Origin of the sequence: Pantoea sp. AS-PWVM4 (assembly GCF_000468095.1) — a bacterium.
GTDB lineage: Bacteria > Pseudomonadota > Gammaproteobacteria > Enterobacterales > Enterobacteriaceae > Pantoea > Pantoea phytobeneficialis.
In genome coordinates, this window is sequence record NZ_ASZC01000039.1 from 1 (window position 1) to 5082 (window position 5082).

The 5082-nt window shown below is 48.6% G+C and carries 5 protein-coding genes and 4 tRNA genes; 2 read left to right on the forward strand and 7 right to left on the reverse strand.

Going from position 1 to position 5082, the window contains the following annotated elements; translation table 11 throughout:
* From L579_RS23540 to L579_RS22900, 5 genes are all read right to left on the reverse strand, one after another.
* Nucleotides 1-143, reverse strand: a 143-nt coding sequence (locus tag L579_RS23540; RefSeq protein ID WP_235056596.1) for a GTP-binding protein, incomplete at its 3' end; no start/stop codon positions are given.
* Between the two features lie 107 nt (nucleotides 144-250).
* Nucleotides 251-326 (reverse strand) — tRNA-Thr (locus tag L579_RS22885).
* A gap of 5 nt (nucleotides 327-331) precedes the next feature.
* Nucleotides 332-406: transfer RNA gene (locus tag L579_RS22890), tRNA-Gly, on the reverse strand.
* A gap of 187 nt (nucleotides 407-593) precedes the next feature.
* Nucleotides 594-678: transfer RNA gene (locus L579_RS22895), tRNA-Tyr, on the reverse strand.
* 7 nt (nucleotides 679-685) lie between these two features.
* Nucleotides 686-761 (reverse strand) — tRNA-Thr (locus L579_RS22900).
* 328 nt (nucleotides 762-1089) lie between these two features.
* On the opposite strand from L579_RS22900, the gene L579_RS22905 reads away from it, so the two are divergent.
* Nucleotides 1090-1647 (forward strand): GNAT family N-acetyltransferase, encoded by a 558-nt coding sequence (locus L579_RS22905; protein ID WP_021186489.1) that lies wholly within the window; start codon nucleotides 1090-1092, stop codon nucleotides 1645-1647.
* Nucleotides 1648-1850: 203 nt separating this feature from the next.
* Entirely contained in the window at nucleotides 1851-2801 is a 951-nt protein-coding gene (gene coaA / locus L579_RS22910) for a type I pantothenate kinase (protein WP_021186490.1), read from the forward strand.
* An 82-nt stretch (nucleotides 2802-2883) separates the two neighbouring features.
* Here coaA and birA read toward each other — a convergent pair whose 3' ends face one another.
* The gene (birA, locus tag L579_RS22915; protein ID WP_021186491.1) at nucleotides 2884-3846 is read right to left on the reverse strand and encodes a bifunctional biotin--[acetyl-CoA-carboxylase] ligase/biotin operon repressor BirA; all 963 of its coding nucleotides are present in this window, start codon (nucleotides 3844-3846) and stop codon (nucleotides 2884-2886) included.
* Nucleotides 3843-4880, reverse strand: coding sequence for a UDP-N-acetylmuramate dehydrogenase (murB, locus tag L579_RS22920; protein ID WP_021186492.1), 1038 nt, complete (start codon nucleotides 4878-4880; stop codon nucleotides 3843-3845). The genes birA and murB overlap by 4 nt, the downstream gene beginning before the upstream one ends.
* Nucleotides 4881-5082 lie beyond the last annotated feature (202 nt).

Below are 5082 nucleotides of genomic sequence, written 5' to 3' on the forward strand. Positions count from 1 at the left end.
TCGAATGCACGAGCCTGACCGCCGTAGGTTTTAGCCAGAACGGTGGTGATCGCTGCAGTCAGAGTGGTTTTACCGTGGTCAACGTGACCGATGGTGCCCACGTTTACGTGCAGTTTGTTACGTTGAAATTGCTCTTTAGCCATCGCTTGTCCCTCTAAGACATGGATATATCAAAGATATCGTCACATCAACCAGGCTATGCCTGACTGTTAGTTTTACAGAGAGAGAATCAGGAGAGAGATAAAGGAAGTGGTGCTGATACCCAGAGTCGAACTGGGGACCTCACCCTTACCAAGGGTGCGCTCTACCAACTGAGCCATATCAGCACATCTGGAGCGGGCAGCGGGAATCGAACCCGCATCATCAGCTTGGAAGGCTGAGGTAATAGCCATTATACGATGCCCGCATCCTGGAACTCGGCTACCTGTTCTTTCTGTAGCTTATGAATAATAAAAGAAGACCTTCTATTATTCGAGTTAGCCAGTGTTTCCGACTAACGTTGACTGTGCCAATGCTCAGTCTGAATTCGAAGGTGAGAGAATTGAACTCACCCATCAGACGACTTCATCTGACGCTCAACCAGGAGGTTGAGATGGTGGTGGGAGAAGGATTCGAACCTTCGAAGTCTGTGACGGCAGATTTACAGTCTGCTCCCTTTGGCCGCTCGGGAATCCCACCTACTTGATGGTGCCGGCTACCGGAATCGAACTGGTGACCTACTGATTACAAGTCAGTTGCTCTACCAACTGAGCTAAGCCGGCATCAAGTGACGCGCATTCTAGGAAGTGCGGATGCAGGATGCAACAAAAAAATTGCCAAAATCGCGCTATCGATTACTATTTGTGCAAATCCTCGCAAATCAATCATAAATTGCGGCAAATTTGTTCAAAGCCGCTGCTTTTTTACCCGCGAAATCCTGCCACTCGGTCATAGATTTTTCGCTAAAAGGCTGCACAATTCTGAGTCATGCTGCCATCTGTCTGTGCAAACTAATGTACATTGCATGACATCCTTCCCTGGTTAGGTGTTTTTTTGCTGGCGCGTAATTTGCTTATTTAGGTAAACCAGCCCAGACAAGGAGGATTTCGCATGAATATTTTTTTACTCAATGCCGCCACCTTACCCCGTTATCGCCATGCTCTGGCCGCATTAATGATTGACGCTATCTCACACAATATGACGTCGCCATTTCGGCAATCGAGTAGACAGGAACAACATCAGGCCGCAGAACGTTACTTTCACGGGTTACGCGACCGCCTGGCGCGACATGAGTTGCTATTATGGGTGGCATTGAATGAATCCGGGCTTGTCGGCAGTGTACAACTCAGTATCTGCCAGCGTCCTGATGGTCAGAACCGCGCTGAGATCCTCCATTTGTTGGTTCATTCGCGAGCACGTCGTGAAAGGATTGGCTTTAAGCTCATGCAGGCGCTGGAGCAAAAAGCGGAAGCCTGTCACCGCGGGTTGCTTTATCTCGATGTCATGGCAGGCTCGCCAGCAGAAGCGTTTTATCGGACACAGGGATATCATTATCTTGGTGAGTTGCCTGATTATTCGCTGCGCGCTGATGGGCATCCCCATCCGGGAGCCATCTATTACAAACGCTTGCGATCAGGTGCACCAGAAGATGCTTCGTCAACCTACTGAGTGACAAGAAAAATGTGGGCGCGCTTACGAAAGCGTGCTCGCTTTTATCATTTTACTTCTTTTTAAAGTCACACTGGTGTTACCCTCCTGCCCATTGTTCTCGTTAAATTACCCCTGTGACGTGCAACTGAGTTCGACACATCGCTGTATGCCTGATGCTGCAAGGTGTAGATGAGCCAGAATTTGCTGTCAGATGCATGCTTATGAGTAAAAAGACGACGCCACTTACTACGCCCTACCTGGAGTTTGATCGTCAGCAATGGGCTGCCTTGCGCGACTCAGTGCCGATGACACTGGCAGAGGGTGAAATCGAACGATTGCGCGGCATCAACGAAGATCTCTCGCTGGAAGAGGTCGCGGAGATTTATTTGCCGTTATCGCGCCTGTTAAATTTTTACATCAGTTCTAATCTGCGACGCCAGGCTGTGCTTGAACAGTTTCTTGGCACCAACGCGCAGAAAATCCCTTATATCATCAGCATTGCTGGCAGTGTCGCTGTGGGTAAAAGTACTACCGCCCGCGTGTTGCAGGCATTGCTCAGCCGTTGGCCGGAACATCGCAAAGTAGAATTGATCACCACAGATGGCTTTCTCCACCCAAATGCGGTTCTGAAAGAACGCGGGTTGATGAAAAAGAAAGGCTTCCCGCAATCCTACGATATGCATCGACTGGTCAATTTTGTCTCCGACCTAAAGTCCGGTGCCAGCCAGGTTACTGCCCCGGTTTATTCACATCTGATTTATGATGTTATTCCCGACGGCGATAAAGTTGTTCAGCAGCCTGATATTCTGATCCTTGAAGGTTTAAACGTGCTGCAAAGCGGAATGGATTATCCTCACGATCCGCATCATGTATTTGTCTCGGATTTTGTCGACTTCTCCATATATGTTGATGCACCTGAAGATCTGCTCGAAAGCTGGTATATCAATCGGTTTCTTAAATTTCGTGAAGGTGCCTTTAGCGATCCAGATTCATATTTCCATCATTATTCTCAACTGCCTGAAGAAGACGCCGTCAGCATTGCCCGCAGTCTGTGGAAAGAAATTAACTGGTTGAATCTTAAAGAGAACATCCTTCCAACTCGTGAGCGGGCCAGCCTGATCATGACGAAGTCAGCTGATCATGCCGTACAACATGTACGACTGAGAAAATAAATACAAAAACAATAAAGCCCTGAATTTTTCAGGGCTTTATTATCAGTGACCAGGCTGTCCTGGCATTAGAAATAACCGCGGGTTAATTATCGGGTCGTAATGAAATTTCACCACCAACCCATGCTTTAACCGCACCATCCTGTTCCAGCAATAAACCACCTTGCTTATCAACACCACGCGCTATGCCATGCACTTCGCGATCGCCAATTAGCAATTTGACTGGCCGATTAATAAAGTTATCCAATGCATCCCAACGCTCAATAAAAGGTGCCAGTCCATCACGTTCAAATAATGGCAAAGCTTCCCGTAGGCTGTTAATCAACTGAGCAGCCAACTGGTTGCGATCGATCTGCACTCCCGCCTCTTGCAAGTTAATCCAGCCTTGATTTATTTGTGTTGCGCCTTCTGATCGCATCGCAAGATTGATACCTGCACCAATGACAATTTGCGCCGCATCGCCCGTTTTTCCGGTCAGTTCAACCAGAATACCGGCCAATTTCCGATCATGCAGATAGAGGTCATTCGGCCATTTAACTCGTACATCTTTTGCACCGAGGGACTGAATAACTTCGGCCATGACAATGCCAATAACAAGGCTAAGCCCCATCGCAGCAGCTGGCCCTTGCTCCAGTCGCCAGTACATCGACATATACAAATTGGCACCAAAAGGGGAAAACCACTGTCTGCCGCGACGCCCTCGTCCTGCCTGTTGATACTCAGCAATACAGGCATCGCCTGAAACCAGCTGATCCATGCGCTCCAGCAGATACTGGTTCGTAGAGTCAATCACCGGAATAACGGCCAGATTAGGTTGATGCAGCCGCGACAATATCTCTTCTTCGTTCAGCAACTGAATGGGAGCAGGCAGGCTGTAACCCTTCCCGGTAACCGTATAAACATCCAGTCCCCAACTCTTCAGCGTTTGTATATGCTTGTTAATCGCTGCCCGGCTCATCCCCAGAACTTCGCCCAGTTGCTCACCAGAATGGAATTCCCCATCTGCCAGTAAAGCGACCAGTTTTAACGGAACACTGTGGTCTTTCATGAGATCACCTCAACGGCATTGCGTTCGCCCTGCGCACCAATAAAACGAACTTCAGGCTCCAGCCAGACATTAAATTTTTCACCGACATGGCTTCGTACTTCCCGTGCCAACTGAACAATGTCCTGAGGTGTCGCTCGATCTTCGTTGATCAGCACCAGTGCCTGCTGACGATGCACAGCAGCACCACCAACCCGATAGCCTTTCAGCTGACATTGATCGATCAACCAACCCGCGGCAAGTTTTACCTCGCCATCAGGTTGCGGATAGAGTGGCATCGTCGGCCACTGGGCACATAAAGTAGCAGCCTGGTTGGCAGTAATCAGTGGATTTTTAAAGAAACTCCCTACATTACCCGTTACGCTGGGGTCAGGCAGCTTACTCTGACGCATCTGACATACCGCATTGAATACATCCCACGCGCTGGCCGTTGCAGGATTCAGTCGTGCCAGGTCACCGTAACTCAGTACAGGCCGCCATTGTTTTGTCAGGCGTAATCCAACCGCTACAATGACGTAATCGTTTTTCATTGCATGTTTGAAAATACTGTCACGATAACCGAATGCGCACTCTTCACGAACCAGTCGCACGATTTTCTGGGTGGGCAGATGCAAAGCATCAACATAATGGCAGATATCTTTGAATTCCACCCCGTAAGCACCGATGTTTTGGATAGGAGCTGAACCCGCCATACCTGGAATTAGCGCCAAGTTCTCTAGACCCGTAATTCCTTTCTTTAGAGTATGCTCAACCAGTTCATGCCAATTCTCTCCCGCCCCGATATGCAACTGCCATGCTTCGGCATGTTCTTCTATGGCTATGCCTTTGATTGCATTGATAATGACCGTGCCGTGAAAGTCTTCAAGAAACAGCACATTGCTACCGCCTCCGAGTACCATAAATGGCTGTGTCTGCTGGACACTATCCTGCCATGCATCAATGATGGCTTCTGCGGTATCAGCAATAACGATATGTTTCGCACTGACCTCAAGGCCAAGTGTATTGAAAGCTTTAAGAGAAGTGTTGGGGCTGGACATTTCACGGCCTTAACTGATTAATCTGGCCGTAGTTTACCTGATCAGTTAGTAACGAGTGGGATGTTTTCGTGGTTTTTCATCATCTGAGAGACGATTCTTAAACGTAAAAAAGCCCTGAACTTTCGTTCAGGGCTTCTTCACTTATTTGATGCCTGGCAGTTCCCTACTCTCGCATGGGGAGACCCCACACTACCATCGGCGC

What these genes read in the sequence shown, in the direction of transcription:
- L579_RS22905 (WP_021186489.1), top strand. Translation starts at nt 1,090, where the DNA reads ATGAATATTTTTTTACTCAATGCCGCCACCTTACCCCGTTATCGCCAT.
- birA (WP_021186491.1), bottom strand. Translation starts at nt 3,846, where the DNA reads ATGAAAGACCACAGTGTTCCGTTAAAACTGGTCGCTTTACTGGCAGAT.
- murB (WP_021186492.1), bottom strand. Translation starts at nt 4,880, where the DNA reads ATGTCCAGCCCCAACACTTCTCTTAAAGCTTTCAATACACTTGGCCTT.
- coaA (WP_021186490.1), top strand. Translation starts at nt 1,851, where the DNA reads ATGAGTAAAAAGACGACGCCACTTACTACGCCCTACCTGGAGTTTGAT.